General features: G+C 39.7%; 11 protein-coding genes. 4 read left to right on the top strand and 7 right to left on the bottom strand.

Annotation, left to right across the window (positions count from 1 at the left end; all coding sequences use genetic code 11):
• Nucleotides 1-51 precede the first annotated feature (51 nt).
• The 7 genes from ACTWQM_RS04720 to ACTWQM_RS04690 form a co-directional block, all read right to left on the bottom strand.
• Nucleotides 52-819, bottom strand: coding sequence for a hypothetical protein (locus ACTWQM_RS04720; protein ID WP_443257000.1), 768 nt, complete (start codon nucleotides 817-819; stop codon nucleotides 52-54).
• A 453-nt stretch (nucleotides 820-1,272) separates the two neighbouring features.
• Nucleotides 1,273-2,274 (bottom strand): LLM class flavin-dependent oxidoreductase, encoded by a 1,002-nt coding sequence (locus ACTWQM_RS04715; RefSeq protein ID WP_443256999.1) that lies wholly within the window; start codon nucleotides 2,272-2,274, stop codon nucleotides 1,273-1,275.
• 228 nt (nucleotides 2,275-2,502) lie between these two features.
• Nucleotides 2,503-2,721 carry a hypothetical protein gene (locus ACTWQM_RS04710; RefSeq protein ID WP_443256998.1) on the bottom strand — a complete coding sequence of 73 codons (219 nt, stop codon included), beginning with the start codon at nucleotides 2,719-2,721 and terminating at the stop codon, nucleotides 2,503-2,505.
• A gap of 12 nt (nucleotides 2,722-2,733) precedes the next feature.
• The gene (locus ACTWQM_RS04705) at nucleotides 2,734-3,141 is read right to left on the bottom strand and encodes a DUF6220 domain-containing protein (RefSeq protein WP_443256997.1); all 408 of its coding nucleotides are present in this window, start codon (nucleotides 3,139-3,141) and stop codon (nucleotides 2,734-2,736) included.
• A gap of 21 nt (nucleotides 3,142-3,162) precedes the next feature.
• On the bottom strand, nucleotides 3,163-3,657 hold the full coding sequence (locus ACTWQM_RS04700) for a hypothetical protein (protein ID WP_443256996.1): 495 nt from the start codon (nucleotides 3,655-3,657) through the stop codon (nucleotides 3,163-3,165).
• 371 nt (nucleotides 3,658-4,028) lie between these two features.
• Complete coding sequence (locus ACTWQM_RS04695) at nucleotides 4,029-4,718, bottom strand: response regulator (RefSeq protein ID WP_443256995.1); 690 nt, start codon at nucleotides 4,716-4,718, stop codon at nucleotides 4,029-4,031.
• Nucleotides 4,711-6,153 carry a HAMP domain-containing sensor histidine kinase gene (locus ACTWQM_RS04690; protein WP_443256994.1) on the bottom strand — a complete coding sequence of 481 codons (1,443 nt, stop codon included), beginning with the start codon at nucleotides 6,151-6,153 and terminating at the stop codon, nucleotides 4,711-4,713. Before ACTWQM_RS04690 ends, ACTWQM_RS04695 begins: the two co-directional genes overlap by 8 nt.
• A 353-nt stretch (nucleotides 6,154-6,506) precedes the next feature.
• Between ACTWQM_RS04690 and gltB the strand changes: the two genes are divergently transcribed.
• From gltB to ACTWQM_RS04670, 4 genes are all read left to right on the top strand, one after another.
• On the top strand, nucleotides 6,507-11,129 hold the full coding sequence (gltB, locus tag ACTWQM_RS04685) for a glutamate synthase large subunit (RefSeq protein ID WP_443256993.1): 4,623 nt from the start codon (nucleotides 6,507-6,509) through the stop codon (nucleotides 11,127-11,129).
• A gap of 33 nt (nucleotides 11,130-11,162) precedes the next feature.
• Nucleotides 11,163-12,647 carry a glutamate synthase subunit beta gene (locus tag ACTWQM_RS04680; protein WP_443256992.1) on the top strand — a complete coding sequence of 495 codons (1,485 nt, stop codon included), beginning with the start codon at nucleotides 11,163-11,165 and terminating at the stop codon, nucleotides 12,645-12,647.
• Nucleotides 12,648-13,642: 995 nt separating this feature from the next.
• Nucleotides 13,643-14,377: a YveK family protein gene (locus ACTWQM_RS04675; protein WP_443256991.1), complete on the top strand. Its 735-nt coding sequence runs from the start codon at nucleotides 13,643-13,645 to the stop codon at nucleotides 14,375-14,377.
• Nucleotides 14,367-15,020 (top strand): CpsD/CapB family tyrosine-protein kinase, encoded by a 654-nt coding sequence (locus ACTWQM_RS04670; protein WP_443256990.1) that lies wholly within the window; start codon nucleotides 14,367-14,369, stop codon nucleotides 15,018-15,020. The genes ACTWQM_RS04675 and ACTWQM_RS04670 overlap by 11 nt, the downstream gene beginning before the upstream one ends.
• Nucleotides 15,021-15,182: the final 162 nt, after the last annotated feature.

Genomic DNA, 15,182 nt, shown 5'->3' with positions numbered 1-15,182 from the left:
ATTCGTAGTTAAGTACGAATGAGTGCTTTTTAATTGAGAGACAAAAAATACCTACAAGTCAACTTTAAAGCCAAATTCCGGGTGTTTATATATTTGTCTGAAGCGGTTGTCACTTTGAAGGGTTGTAGCGAGGTCCTCTGGTGCAAAAAGGAAGAAATCATTATCAAATGTTATATTAGCCCCTTGGTAATAACTATGCCAGACAAGTTTTGAACAGTAGAGACCTGTCTCCAGATCATCCAAGGGAATTTGGCTGCTGAAAGTGAAGGGTGGAACAGCTAATCCATTATCTAATTTATCATTATAGCTCTGCAGGAAATCTTCAGCAAAATTTGCTGCTTTATTTCCTGAATCCGGGTCTTTACTTCGATAATGAACATGGATTGGATGGATAGTTAGAAACTCGTCAATGGGACTTTTTTTAACCTGAGGATAAGAGGTTACAGCTTCAATAATAGAGTCTTGATCAACTACTATAGCGGAGTGCCCCATATATCCTGGCGGCAGGAAGTCCCCATAATTATCACTGGCACATAAGATGTCACCAGGTTTAAATGCCCTACCAGCTGTATCGACTTCAGGCTGTCTGAAATCAGGGGCGAAGGCAGTAGAATGCTTGTAGCCACTGACAAATACACAAACAATTGTTAGAAGAAGTGGTTCATTCTTGCTTTGCAATTGAATCATAGGGGTGGGCGGATATGTTCCAACTAAATGGCTGCCACGATACACCTGAATATATTGAATTGAATAACTTAAATCTATATAAATGTTGATCTTATTACCATTAGTGAATCCTGTTACAACAAGATTATTCATAGAAAACACCTCTATTTGCTTTTAATACAACATATAGGTGTTTGACTGTATTTGTGCTTAATTTAATGAATTTTTGCAGGTAAGAAACCACATGGCTTCCGATTGCACAGCCGCCATCTATCATGAAATGAATTTGTATTCGAATTAGCGAGGTAATTTCAGATAGAGGTTTGGGGTTTTGCGGACACCAGAGACATTATTTGGGACAAATGACCTCTAAACTCTATTAACCATGATATGGGTAAAATAAGGGCTTCTGTGTCTGCTCATTAAGATTTTTATAGAAGTTCAAAGTACTCGCGCCTCTGCAGCAGTATAGTTTGTTTATTTAGCTGCAAGTGAAAATTCAGACTTTATCCACAGAGCACCAATCAAAATTGATGGTGGATGGACAGTTAAATAATATATTAAAATGCCCCCTCAATGTAATAGTTGAAGGGGCATTCTATCGTTTTAGTCCATCAATTCTCCAACGATCTCGTAAGAACGTTTCCGGGCTTCTTGATCAAAAATTTGTGAGTTAATAATCATTTCATCAGCTTGGGTTTCTTCCAGGAACTTTTCGAGTCCTTGTCGTACCGTTTCCTTACTTCCGACAATGGTTGAGCGTGAATTAATTGATTGTTCGACTGCAGCTTTTTCCATTTCGGTCCAAACGCTCTCAATATCGTCAATTGGACGTTGCAGTTTTGTAGGTTTTCCCTGCCTTATACTTAAGAATTGTTGCTGCTGTGATGTTGCCAGGTACTCTGCCTGTTCATCTGTGTCGGCTGCTATTACATTTACACCGACCATTGCATAAGGTTTTGCTAGTGTGTCGGATGGTTTGAAATTGTCACGGTAAAGGTTCAATGCTGGGATCGTGTAATCTGGTGCAAAGTGACTTGCAAATGAAAATGACAAGCCTTTTTTAGCAGCTAATTGTGCACTGAATCCACTTGAGCCTAATAACCAAATTGGAATATTTAATCCTTCTCCTGGAACAGATCTGACGCTGGCGGTCCCCTCGAAATATGCTTCAAGTTCATCAACTTGTAGCGGAAAATCCTCTACACGTTGATTCAATGTACGGCGCAAGGCATATGCTGTTGCCTGATCACTACCAGGTGCCCGGCCTAGTCCTAAATCAATTCGTCCAGGATACATGGATTCCAGTGTACCGAATTGTTCTGCAATAACTAATGTTGCGTGGTTTGGTAGCATTACTCCACCTGCGCCGACACGCATGTGGTTGGTTGCTCCAGCGATATGCCCTATTATTACTGATGTTGCTGAACTCGCAATCCCAGGCATGTTGTGATGTTCTGCAAGCCAAAAACGGCTAAAGCCGTATTCTTCAACATTTTGAGCTAAGTCAACACTATTTTTAAATGATTCGGCTGGATTGCTGCCCTCCAATACAGGGGCAAGGTCCAAAACAGATAGCGGTATATTGTTAAATGTTTTATTAGTCATGTTATTCACTCCTTATTGAGAAATGATACGACGATATGAAAAGAACGTCCAATTATTAGCTTAAACAAGCTTCTCTTTTTCTATTAGAAAACTTGGCTTTTCGCCAAGCCTTAGTTGCATTTAAACATTATCATCTCCCTAATAGGGTGGCTGCGCATTTGGCAGCCATGTTGACTTTTTATCTGCTAAAAAAGCCATCAAAAGCTCTTAACTTTTGATGGCAACTATTTAATGTTTTAAGGTTTCCTTTATTTCCTTATACTCCTCTAGACTAACCTCGCCTTTAGCGAGTCGATTATCCAAGGTTGCCATTGCGTTGGGGCTACTACTATTATAATAGCACTTCTCACTGTTTCTGCGCTTCCAGATGATAATATTTGTAATGAAAAATGTGATTAGTAATATAAAGAGAAAAAAACCGATTGGATGAAAATATTCTCCATACATAATGATCAACTCCTATTGTTTCTTATTTTTTTGTATCATTTCCATAGTTGCTTTTACAGTAACAAGCGATCTCCAGAATAATACCATGGCTATGACTGGATGGATTGCGGCTACAAAGGGTGCGCTTGCAGTTAACTGTGTTGTCACATATTGCATAATGATTAAGAGGTAAAGACCGGCATAATCCCACCGTATTTCTTTAGGGAGACTTACAAAGAATGAAAGAAACAGCATGATAATTGGAGTAAATTCAAAGTAATGAATGAAAGTTGTATGCAGCTCCCAATTACCATAATTAACAAAGGTTGCAATGCCAGCAAGAAATACCTGAATAACTACACAAATGAAAAATAACAGTGAAAGTACTACTAAGATTCCTCGAACTAAACGATTGGTACTCGAAAGTGTTTCAGTTTTCATGAATTCCCTCCTTTTTTATATTCATTTAGAAACTGTAGTACGCTTTCCCCATGGCTTAAATACAGATAGTCCAAACATAAGAAGTAGTGAAATGAGTTGGATGATTATCCCTATCCATAGCTCTGCCTGTACGATAAAAACATCTGTACGAGCGCCTGAAGATTCCATAAGCTTAAATGCTTGTAATGTCCAGTAGTACATTCCCCACAAATTTAACGCGAATACTGGAATTGTTAATAACTCTTTTGCGATAATCCAATAAAAATTAAATAGCCCCCATTTTGTCCAGATAGAAAGAAGGATGCCGGTGATAATCGTTCCGAAAGTCGATGCTTTAACGGATGTTTTGGATAATAAATGCATGACTTGGTAACTGCTTTCGATAAGCTGTCCATTTTCGGAAATAGCTATGGTTATACTCAAGAGCAAGAAGGTTACCATATTACCTAGCATGATTGCCGCAAACAGGATATGGCCAGTTAATAACCACCTTTTAGGCGTAATTGAGAGTTTCATTTTTTCACCACCTGTTAAGGAAATGTTCTACTATTCTAATGTAACAAGCAGATATAAACCCCAACTAAAGCATTTATAAATTTTTTATAAACACTTGATGAAAAAACGAGAAAGAACAAAAGCGCAAGCGCCTGTTCAGTTTTCCCTGAGATAAAGGATACACGAAGAGCGTAAGCTGCCCCACAGGATGTGGTGGTTTTAGTCGAACATCCTTAATTTCTTGTCGTAGACACGGGGAAGGAAGTCCACTAGGCACTAGTACGTCCTGTACGTCGGAGCTGGACGTGGCTGATTCGGGCGTCCAGTTATCCAAAGCACTTAAAATTTAGAGTTTCCTAAACAACAAAAAAACCACCCCGTAACGGAATGGTTTAGCCTTTAAAACGATATCCGGATCCCCACACTGTTTGAATAAATTGTGGATTAGCAGTATCCTTTTCAATTTTCTTTCGTATTTTTTTCACGTGAACGGTTACGGTAGCTGTGTCACCAATTGATTCGATCCCCCATATTTTTTCAAATAAGTGCTCTTTACTAAAAACCTGGTTCGGGTGCTTAGCCAGGAATGTTAATAAGTCGAATTCGCGAGTGGTAAATGGAACTTCCTTTTCGTGGATAAAGACTTGTCGGGATGCTATATTTATTCGAAGCTCGCCTTTATGAATATCCTCGGTAGTGTCGTTCGTCTTAATCAAGCGTTCATATCTGGCTAGATGCGCTTTTACTCGTGCCACCAATTCGCTGGGACTAAACGGTTTTACAATATAATCATCAGCACCAAGTCCAAGACCGCGTACCTTGTCAATATCTTCATCCTTAGCTGTAACCATGAGTATAGGAATATCGGAATTTTTTCGTATTTTTTTACATAATTCAAAACCACTTATATTAGGAAGCATTAGATCTAGCAAAATAAGGTTATAGTGCTGTCGCGATGATACAGCTTCTAAACCGGTTTCTCCATCTGAAGCAATTACGACTTCAAAACCTTCTATTTCAAGGTAATCCTGTTCCAATGCTGCAATGCTTTTGTCATCTTCAATGATTAATATCCTACGCATGTTTATCACCTTCAGTTTTATTAAGGGTGAAGCAAATAGTTAATCCCCTATTTTGAGGGCTTGTAGCACTGATTGAACCACCATGTGCTTTAATAATTTGTGAAGCTATCGCAAGACCAAGTCCACTTCCCCCTTTATTTCGTGATGGATCTGTTTGGTAAAATCGGTTAAAAATGTTGGCAAGGTTGCCTTCCGAAACTCCTGGACCGTTATCACTAATACATACTTCCACCATATTACCAATATCCTTAAGTGAAATTTGTATGATACATTCGCTTTTGTCGATATATTTTATACTGTTATAAATAATATTGTTCATCACACGAATGAGTTTGTCTCTATCCAATGAAACAGTTGTTTGCGAAGCTGTAATCTCGTTAAATGTTAATTGAACTTTGTTGTCTAAAAGTTCTGGCTTCATTTCTTCCAGATAATCTTTCATAAATGCTTTAATATTTACTTCCTCAAAATGAAACGGTAGGCTTTTTACATCCAGTTTGGAATATAGGGATAGTTCTTTAATCAACATATCCATATATTCAGCTTTTGCATGTATGGTTTCCAAATACCTTCCTCGTTTCTCTGTTGTATTGGCAACACCATCCTGTATGCCCTCCACGTAGCCCATTATTGAAGTGATAGGGGTTTTCAAATCATGTGAAATATTAGCAATCAATTCTTTACGGTTATTTTCATAATTATCACGTAGCTCCATTGATTCCTTCAATTGTAACCGCATGTCATCAAAAGATTTCACTAATTCACCTAACTCATCCTTGCTTACTGGTTTTACAGAAAAATCCAGATTTCCATTGCGGATATTTGCCGCAGCATTTGATAGTTGACGGACCGGATTTAGGATGCCTTTAGACATAAAATAAGATAACAGCACATTAGTAAGGATTAGCAGGAGTATTAAGCTAATAAATAATAGCGGAAAAAATGTTTTGGCGAATTGTGCGAATGATGAAGATTCACTTAATAGAAATATAGAACCTTCTGTGCCATTGTCAAAATAAAAATCATACTGCTTAACAGTATATCTATCATGCCCAAATGGAGGTCTGGTGTTGAACTCATTTTGACCAAATCGCGGCAAATCATGATATGAGATATCTCCTATATGATTTGACGTGTAAGAAAGCTCTGAACCCTTTCGAATAATTATTCCGCTTTCATCGCCTTCTAGCTGATTTGTTAGTGATTGGAGATAGGCAGGGTCATCTAATTTTCCCTGTTCTAATGATGCCATTTTTTTTAAGTTATTAAATATTTCTATATTATTTCCCTCCGCCGAATTCCATCCTCCTTGCTGAGATTGATTAAAACCGCCGCTAGTGACGACGTTTAATAAAATAACGATAACTATAATAAAAATGATTGGCATAACAATCATTGCTGCATTTGACAGAAATAGCCGTTTACGTATTGACATAATATCCACCTTCAGTTGTTATATTCATTAGCATAACTCAAAAATCTAAACAAGTTCTAAAAAAATCTAAAATTTTTATAAAAAAATTTCAATTTTAGTTACAGTTCACTCTCAATCCCTTGTCATTAATGCATTAAAGATGCATAAAAAGTTTTGTAAATACTAAAATGACAGCGTTTACAATCATCTGTTTTGCATACTTATGTATGTAAATAACTTATCTGAATATTGAGGTAAAATTGGATTTATGATATACTGAAGGACACCGTTTTAAAAGAAACATGAACAATGCTCGGTAAATATCGAACAAAAACCGGGTGATAAAGGCACTGCAAAAGAGAGGAGTTGTTGTGATGACAAGAACTAAAAATGGATTTCCTGAAGCACAGGGACTGTATCATCCAGATATGGAACACGAAGCTTGTGGTATTGGGATGATTGCGAATATAAATGGAGAAAAGACACATAACATCGTACAAAATGCGATCAACATTCTGTGTAATTTAGAGCATCGAGGTGGTCAGTCAGCTGATACAAGTACAGGCGATGGTGCTGGTATACTTACACAGATCCCACATCGTTTTTTCCAAAAGCAATGCGAAAAAGAAAATATCACTTTACCTGAGGCTGGTGAATACGGCATTGGGATGACCTTTCTCCCGCAGGATCGTGAGACCAGATTAAAGAGTAAAGAAATATTTGAAAATATAATCCGTGAAGAGGGGCAAACCTTTCTAGGCTGGAGGCCAGTGCCAATAAACGAATCATTTATTGGAAAAGTAGCGGCAAAGCGGAAGCCGTTTATCCGGCAAGTGTTCATTCAAAAATCGGATGACCTGACAGATCAAATGGCATTTGAACGTAAATTGTATGTGATTCGTAAACGGGTGGAAAAGGAACTTGCCAGCCTAACAGGATTTGAGGACGTTTACGTTAGTAGCTTGTCAACACGCACAATCGTTTATAAGGGCATGCTAATACCTGAGCAGCTGGATTCCTTCTATATTGATTTAAACCATCCGAATTTTAAGTCCGCGTTAGCATTAGTACACTCTCGATTTAGTACGAACACCTTCCCAAGCTGGAAACGGTCACATCCAAACCGATATACCATTCATAATGGTGAGTTTAATACATTGCGAGGAAACGTAAATTGGATGCATGCACGTGAAAAGCTTTGTTCATCAACGTATTTTAGTGATGAAGATATAGAAAAGATATTGCCCGTTATTGATGACGATGGCAGTGACTCATCGATTTTTGATAATACATTTGAATACTTACATTTATCAGGTCGTTCACTTGCTCATACTGCAATGATGATGGTGCCTGAGCCATGGGCGAATGATGAAGCAATGAATCAGGAAAAACGTGACTTTTATGAGTATCACAGTACATTAATGGAACCATGGGATGGACCTGCAGCACTTGTGTATACGGATGGTAATCAGATTGGTGCATGTTTGGACCGAAACGGGCTAAGACCGGCTCGTTATTATGTTACAAAAGGTGGCATGATTGTACTTGGATCAGAAGTAGGTGCTCTGGACATTTTTTCTGATGAGGTCCTGTATAAGGAACGACTGCATCCAGGGAAAATGCTGCTGGTTGATCTGGAAAAAGGAACTATTATTCCAGATGAACAAATTAAAATGGAAATTGCAGCTGAAGAGCCATATAAAGACTGGCTTAAAAATATGAAAGATCTCGAGGATATTCCTGAAACTAAGGTGCAGCAACCACCGTATCGTGATGATTCCTTATTGGAACAACAGCTTGCGTTTGGCTATACACGTGAAGAGCTCAATAAGATTATCAAGCCACTTGTCAGTGATGGAAAAGATCCGATCGGGTCAATGGGGTATGATTCGCCACTTGCTGTTCTTTCACAAAAACCACAGCTCTTGTATAACTATTTCAAGCAGCTTTTTGCCCAAGTAACAAATCCGCCAATCGATGCAATCCGCGAAAAGATTGTGACGATGGCACAAACGACGATTGGTGCTGAAGGGGACCTTGTTAATCCAGGGCCGGAGAGCTGTAAGCATATTAGGTTAGAAACACCTATTGTAACGAATGCCCAGTTGGAGAAGCTCCGTGCAGAACATGTGCCTGGGTTCAAGGCGGCAACGCTATCCACGCTATTTGATGCAAAAGAAGGCAGTTTGGAAACTTCACTTGATCTTCTTTTCGATAAGGCAGATGAAGCAATAGCTGATGGTACGACCCTGCTCATTTTATCTGACCGTGGCGTGCAGAATGATAAAGCAGCTATACCAGCATTATTGGCAGTTTCCGGATTACATCACCATCTGATTCGTAAAGGCATCAGAACGAAAGTTAGTCTGTTGTTAGAGTCAGGTGAACCAAGAGAGGTACATCACTTTGCTACATTAATAGGTTATGGAGCAGAAGTGATAAATCCTTATTTGGCATTTGACACAATTAGTGATCTTGTTGAAAAAAATGATATGGAAACTGTTTCATCTAAGCATAAAGCAATTGAACAATATATTTCCTCTGTTACGGATGGCATTATTAAAGTTTTATCCAAGATGGGAATCTCTACAATTCAAAGTTATCGTGGTGCCCAGATTTTTGAAGCGGTTGGTATCAGAAACGATGTAATAGATAAGTACTTCACTCGGACAGCATCAAGACTTGGTGGTATCGGGTTGAGTACAATTGAACAAGAAGTCTTGCTCCGTCATCAGATAGCTTATACCGAGAATCGCGGCGGTAACAAGGCATTAGCTGCTGGAGATGAATTTCAGTTTCGAGGCGACGGGGAGGATCATCAATATAACCCTAGCACCATTCATATGCTGCAGCATGCATGCCGGACGAACAGCTATGATGTTTTCAAGAAATATTCCAAGCTTCTGACTGATGAACGAAACAATTTGCAGTCACTTCGCGGATTAATGCAATATAAAAAACAATCATCAATCCCGATTGAAGAAGTTGAATCGGTTGAAGCGATTTGCGCAAGGTTTAAAACTGGTGCAATGTCATACGGGGCAATAAGTCAGGAAGCCCATGAAGCACTGGCCGTTGCCATGAACCGGATTGGCGGAAAAAGTAATTCCGGTGAAGGTGGGGAAGATCCGAATCGTTTTACACCTGATGCTAACGGCGATACAAGACGGAGTGCAATTAAACAGGTAGCATCCGGCCGGTTTGGTGTGAATAGTCATTACCTTGTCAATGCAGATGAAATTCAAATCAAGGTAGCTCAAGGTGCGAAGCCCGGTGAAGGTGGACATCTTCCAGGTAAAAAAGTTTATCCGTGGATTGCCGAGGTTCGTGGGTCGACACCTGGCGTTGAATTAATTTCGCCGCCGCCGCATCACGATATTTATTCAATTGAGGATTTGGCCGAGTTAATTCATAATTTGAAAAATACGAATCCGGATGCACGGATTAGTGTAAAACTTGTATCGGCAGTTGGTGTTGGCACGATCGCAGCTGGTGTAGCAAAAGGTCGTGCGGATCATGTGTTAATAAGTGGATATGATGGTGGAACCGGTGCAGCTCCAAGAACCAGCCTAAAGCATACAGGGCTGCCATGGGAAATCGGACTTGCTGAAACCCATCAGACTCTTTTATTGAACGGTTTACGTGACCGTATTGCTGTAGAAGCTGACGGAAAAATGATGACCGGTCATGATGTTGTTTATGCAACATTACTTGGAGCAGAAGAGTATGGATTTTCAACAGCACCACTCGTTGTACTAGGCTGTGTAATGATGCGGGTTTGCCATTTGGATACGTGTCCAGTTGGCGTGGCAACACAAAATCCCGAATTACGTAAAAAGTTCACAGGCGAAGCAGAACATGTTGCTAACTTCATGCGGTTTATCGCACAGGAAACACGTGAGATTATGGCAGAATTAGGATTTAGAACTATAAATGAAATGGTTGGTAATACCGATTCGCTGGAGAGAAATGAAAACATTGATCACTGGAAAGCCAAGGATGTTGATTTATCTGCGCTTTTATACCAGCCAGATTTGCCAGCAAAGGTCGGTAGATATAACAAGATTAAGCAAGATCACGGAATAGAGAAAACCCTTGATTATCAAGAACTTATTCCAAGCTGTCAGCGGGCAATAGATAAGAAGGAGCCTGTGCAGTTCACAACAGCGATTCGTAATATTAACCGGGTAACTGGAACGCTGCTGGGAAGTGAAATCACCCGTCGATACGGTGAGGAAGGCCTGCCTGAAGACACGATTGATCTAACCCTTAAAGGTTCTGCTGGTCAAAGCTTTGGTGGATTTATTCCACGGGGTATGACATTACGCCTTATTGGCGATGCCAATGACTTTGTTGGAAAAGGGTTATCAGGCGGAAAAATCATCGTACACCCTGATACAGTTGCAACATTCCAGCCAAAAGATAATATCATTGTCGGAAATGTTGCTTTTTATGGAGCATCAGCCGGTGAAGCATATATTGAAGGAATTGCTGGAGAACGCTTTTGTGTTCGGAATAGTGGTGCTAACGTAGTTGTAGAAGGAGTCGGTGGACATGGTTGTGAGTATATGACTGGCGGGAAAGTAGTCGTATTAGGCCAAACTGGTCGTAATTTTGCAGCGGGTATGTCTGGTGGCGTCGCATATATTTTTGATGAAGAAGGTACTTTTGATGACAACGTGAATCCTGAGCTGGTAAGCGTAGATCCACTAACAAATCAGTCAGAAATAAATGATGTTCGGGAAATGATTGAACGGCATACCCTTTATACTGGAAGTAAACATGCTAAACGAATACTTGCATATTGGGAGACATACGCAGCAAGTTTTGTCCGTGTTATCCCTAAATCATACGTTAAGATACAAAATCGGATTCAGGAACTTAAAAATAGCGGGTTAACAAAATTTGATGCTGAAATGAAGGCATTTGAAGAAAGTAAAAATGGAGTAAGTATAGTGAAAACAGAAATAGAAAAACTGGAACCTGTTATGAAGTGATTCTTGTTAAAGACATATAGAAGGAGGAGTCTAATGGGGAAACAAACGGGATTTATGGAATATAGCCGACAAGCACAAAAAGAACGCGACCCAGCCGAACGTACGAAAGACTGGGTCGACTATACAAAACCATTGTCAGAGCAAGAAGTCCAGGAGCAAGGAGCACGCTGTATGGATTGCGGTGTTCCAACATGCCATACCGGGATGGAAATCAATGGTGTAACAACCGGTTGCCCTGTTTATCACCTTATTCCTGAATGGAATCATCTTGTTTACGAGGGTAAATGGAAAGAAGCATTAGAACGTGAACATGAAATGAACAATTTCCCTGAATTCACAGGAATCGCTTGTCCTGCTCCATGCGAAGGAGCATGTGTATTAGGTATAAATGAACCTCCTGTGGCAATTAAAACGATTGAACGCTCGATTATCGAAAAGGGTTTCGACGAAGGATGGGTGGTGCCAAACCCTCCCGAGAAAAGAACAGGGAAGAAAGTAGCAGTCGTTGGATCTGGACCAGCCGGACTTGCTGCGGCTGCACAGTTGAATAAAGCAGGACATACCGTTACGGTATTTGAACGTAGTGACCGTGTAGGTGGATTACTGACATACGGAATCCCTGAGATGAAACTATCATACGAGATTGTAAAACGCCGTGTGGATATTTTGGAACAGGAAGGTATAACATTTGTAACAAACACCGAAGTTGGTAAGGATATAACAGTTTCTGAGCTTGAATCAGATTACGATTCTACTATTCTATGTGGTGGCGCGGCAGTTCACCGAGATATCGAGGTAGAGGGCAGTAAATTAACAGGCGTTCACCATGCGATGGATTTTCTGCACGCAAATTCAAAAAGCTTACTAGACTCAAATTTGACGGATGGCAATTATATCTCTGCAACTGATAAAGACGTTATTGTCATTGGTGGCGGTGATACTGGAACTGACTGCCTTGCAACATCAGTTCGTCACAACTGTAAGAGTCTTACTCAGTTTGACATTTACGATAAAAAAGGGTCAACACGCGATGTGGAAACAAACCCATGGCCGCAATATCCTGTCATTCACCGAGTTGAGTACGGGCATAAGGAAGCAGCAAGTACACTTGGAGAGGATCCTCGCGCATATGCCGTTATGACTAAGAAGTTTGTTGGCGATGATAATGGCCATATTAAAGAAGTTCATACGGTGAACGTCAAACTTCGCTATGAAGGCGGGAAGAAGATTCGTGACGAAATACCAGGTACCGAAAAAGTATGGCCAGCAGATCTTGTTTTGATTGCAATCGGTTTTACCGGTCCAGAACAAGACTTGTTGAATCAGCTTGATGTTGAGCGTAGCCCAAATTCAACCATCAAAGCTGAGTATGGCGAATACACAACCAACGTTGATGGCGTATTCGCTGCTGGTGACATGCGCCGCGGCCAAAGCCTGATTGTATGGGCTATTAATGAGGGCCGTGAAGCTGCACGTGAATGTGATCGATATTTAATGGGTGAAACTGTATTACCTTAGAATAAAAATGGCTGGGACAAAAGTGTTTTAGTCAAAGTAAAATCCGAACTATGATTCAAATTCTTGAGAAAGAATTCGAATTAGTTCGGATTTTTGCAGTTAAGAATGTATAACTACCTTCTTTCTGCAAAAGTACAACTATGGCATTCACCAAAAGGCTTGGTGAATGCCTGGTTTTCTAATGTTGCAGATTAGATATATGATGCGACGTACTGTGGAAAAATAATTTCAGTCTAGGACACCGCTGCGGAAATACACTTCGCTTTCCGTGGGCGGCTGATGAGCCTCCTTGCTCCTACGTCGCTGCGAAGTCTCATCTAGGCCTCAGCTGGCCTCAGCTCCCACAGGAGTCTACGTGTATTTCCTCCACTGGTGACTGGAGTAGAAATCGCTATAGAATAAATGTGCGAAAGCTACACTAGTCCGGGTGAGCGGAGGGCGGTGACTCCTGCGGGAACCGGCTAAAACCGGTCACGTCCTGTGACCAACGCCGGCACTAGAACGTCCTGTTCGTCGAAGCAACAGCTGAAGATCCCGCAGGAAGCGGTTTTGGCTTCCGAGGAAGCTGAAGCGTTGCCCTAAGGTGCGCATACGCCCGCAGCGACCCCGGACGGCGTGACGAGAGGTTTTAAGAGATTATTCTAGCAGTTACTTCGCAGTTTATATCAACTACGTAATAAATCCAACTATTGAAAATGAATGTTATATACATTCTGCCTGTTATTTCGTCCCAGCCTCTTTTATTTTCGTTAAAAACATAATAAACAAGATGGTACGGGCATATGTTCTTTATTGAGTGTAATTTAGCAAAAAAATTTGTATAATTTTTTAAAAAACTGTTGACTTGTTCATTATAAAGAACTAAACTAAGTAATAATAACAAAAATCATATCCTCACAGGTGGGGAGAATTTTTTTGGAATAAATGTTCTTTATAAAGAATATAATGTGCTTTATGCAATATACATTAAATTTCAGGTGAAGGTGGTTGGTCTATTGAGCAGATTAAAACAAAATCGTTACACAGATCGAAGAGCAGCTAAAGAGGTGAATTTAAAAGATTTTATTATTCTAATCAAAAAAAGGTTTTGGATTATTGTCTTGATTACCATTATCACTACCTTGGCTGGACATTTTTATGCAAGTAACAATAGTACTCCCATTTATCAAACATCAACAGATGTCATTATTGGTTCAGAGGCTAAATCTATGAGTACGATTATGGTTATGGTTACAGATCCACTTGTTATGAATAAGGTGAAAGAAGACTTGGGAATATCACAGCCACCGGGGAGTATCAAAAGTCAGATAGAAGTACAAAGAGTGGATGATTCCCAGATTATTAATATAGCTGTTACGAATACTGATCCGCAGTTGGCTGCTGCAATTGCCGATTCAACAGCAGTGGCATTTAAAAACAGAGTAGCAAACATACTTGAGTTTAGAGATGTACAGATATTAAATGAAGCGGCAGTGAATTCTGTTCCAATAAATGGAGGTCAAAATAAAACCGTCATCATTACATTTGTATTTGGAATCATTGCTGGAACGGGACTGGTGTTTTTACTGGACTCCATGGATGACACAATCAATAAAGAACTTGAAATTGAAGAGGTTTTAGGAGTACATGTACTTGGAACTGTTTCCAATATGAATAAAAAGAAATTAACGGCCCAGCAAACGAAACATAAACAACTTGAAGTTAGAGGTGAAACAGTTGATGTTAAATAAAAGGACGCAAACAGCCAAGTTAAAAAAACAAAATCTAATCACATATACTAGTTCTAATTCCATTATTTCCGACCAATTTAGAACAATACGCACTAATATTAAATTCTTAACGGAAGAGAAAGAAAAAAAGACCTTTCTTATTACCTCTCCAGAATCAGGTGAGGGAAAAACAACATTAATTGCAAATCTGGCAGTTTCCATGGCCCAGCATAAAGAGAAAGTATTATTAATTGATGCCAATCTGCGAGATCCGAATATCCATAATGTATTTAAAACATCAAATGAAATTGGCTTAACTGATGTACTTATTGGGAAGATATTGCTTGAAGAAGCAACGTACATTCCGGGAATCGGGAAACTGAAGGTGCTTACAAGTGGTTCCACACTGGTTAATCCTGCTGAATTACTAGGAAATGAGATGATGACAGACCTATTAAAGAAAGTCAAAAATGAGTACGATATGGTGCTGATCGACTCTCCCACAGTTTTAGGTTCTACTGAAACCAGGATATTGGCGAATCTATTGGATGGTGTTGTTTTAATTTTGCAGCGTGGTAAGACTGGGATGGAGAAAGCCATTGAAGCAAGAAGGGTATTGGACCTTGCCCATGCAGAAATAGTAGGTGTGATTGTAAATAAGTAGTTTCATAAAATATTTTTTTACTCTAAATGTTCGTTATTAAGAATTAAGTGACTATTATTATTTTTTATTAAGAATTTTTGGCGATGTCTACTAGCCATTATCGATGTAGGCACTCGATCATGCTGTGGGTTTATCCAATATAAACCTTAGACGCCAGTCGTC

It is taken from the genome of Virgibacillus sp. L01, assembly GCF_052246775.1.
GTDB lineage: Bacteria > Bacillota > Bacilli > Bacillales > Amphibacillaceae > Lentibacillus.
The sequence above is the reverse complement of the archived record's forward strand: the minus strand, read 5'-3'. Positions and strand labels throughout refer to the sequence as shown.

Bases quoted from the DNA above. Each gene is read 5' to 3' on its own strand.
- ACTWQM_RS04680 (WP_443256992.1), top strand. From the start codon at position 11,163: ATGGGGAAACAAACGGGATTTATGGAATATAGCCGACAAGCACAAAAA.
- ACTWQM_RS04710 (WP_443256998.1), bottom strand. From the start codon at position 2,721: ATGTATGGAGAATATTTTCATCCAATCGGTTTTTTTCTCTTTATATTA.
- gltB (WP_443256993.1), top strand. From the start codon at position 6,507: ATGACAAGAACTAAAAATGGATTTCCTGAAGCACAGGGACTGTATCAT.
- ACTWQM_RS04695 (WP_443256995.1), bottom strand. From the start codon at position 4,718: ATGCGTAGGATATTAATCATTGAAGATGACAAAAGCATTGCAGCATTG.
- ACTWQM_RS04715 (WP_443256999.1), bottom strand. From the start codon at position 2,274: ATGACTAATAAAACATTTAACAATATACCGCTATCTGTTTTGGACCTT.
- ACTWQM_RS04705 (WP_443256997.1), bottom strand. From the start codon at position 3,141: ATGAAAACTGAAACACTTTCGAGTACCAATCGTTTAGTTCGAGGAATC.
- ACTWQM_RS04700 (WP_443256996.1), bottom strand. From the start codon at position 3,657: ATGAAACTCTCAATTACGCCTAAAAGGTGGTTATTAACTGGCCATATC.
- ACTWQM_RS04690 (WP_443256994.1), bottom strand. From the start codon at position 6,153: ATGTCAATACGTAAACGGCTATTTCTGTCAAATGCAGCAATGATTGTT.
- ACTWQM_RS04720 (WP_443257000.1), bottom strand. From the start codon at position 819: ATGAATAATCTTGTTGTAACAGGATTCACTAATGGTAATAAGATCAAC.
- ACTWQM_RS04670 (WP_443256990.1), top strand. From the start codon at position 14,367: ATGTTAAATAAAAGGACGCAAACAGCCAAGTTAAAAAAACAAAATCTA.